This window comes from Streptomyces sp. NPDC031274, from assembly GCF_055570235.1.
In genome coordinates, this window is record NZ_JBVIHP010000501.1 from 309 (window position 1) to 1,026 (window position 718).

Below are 718 nucleotides of genomic sequence, written 5' to 3' on the forward strand. Positions count from 1 at the left end.
CGGCGGCCCCCGACGCCCTCAGGCGTCGAGGCCTCCCCGCTTGACCAACTGGCTCGCGATGACGTTGCGCTGGATCTCGTTGGTGCCTTCGCCCACGATCATCAGTGGGGCGTCGCGGAAGTAGCGCTCCACGTCGAACTCGGTGGAGTAGCCGTAACCACCGTGGATCCGCACGGCGTTGAGGGCGATCTGCATGGCGGTCTCGGAGGCGAAGAGCTTGGCCATGCCTGCCTCCATGTCCACGCGACGGCCTGCCTCCGCCTCCTGGGCCGCGTACAGCGTGAGTTGGCGGGCAGCGGTCAGGGATGTGGCCATGTCGGCCAGGTAGTTGCCGATCGACTGGTGCTTCCAGATCGGCCGGCCGAAGGACTCGCGCTCCTGGGCGTAGGCGAGGGAGTCCTCGAACGCGGCCCGGCCGACCCCCAGAGCGCGCGCCGCGACCTGGAGCCGTCCGGTCTCCAGGCCCTTCATCATCTGCGTGAAGCCTTTGCCCTCGATCCCGCCCAGTACGGCGTCGGACGGCGCCCGGTAGTCGTCGAACGACAGCTCGCAGCTCTCCACGCCCTTGTAACCGAGCTTGGGCAGGTCGCGCGAGACCGTCAGACCGGGACCGTGCTCGACCAGCAGGATCGAGATGCCCTGGTGGGCGGGGCTGGCGGCCGGGTCGGTCTTGCACATCAGGGCGATGAGGCCGGACCGGCGGGAGTTGGTGATCCAG

1 protein-coding gene is annotated in these 718 nt (G+C 68.9%); it reads right to left on the reverse strand.

The annotated features are described in order from the left end of the window. Window positions 1-18 precede the first annotated feature (18 nt). Window positions 19-718, reverse strand: a 700-nt coding sequence (locus ACZ5CR_RS47490) for an acyl-CoA dehydrogenase family protein (RefSeq protein ID WP_468870302.1), incomplete at its 5' end; no start/stop codon positions are given.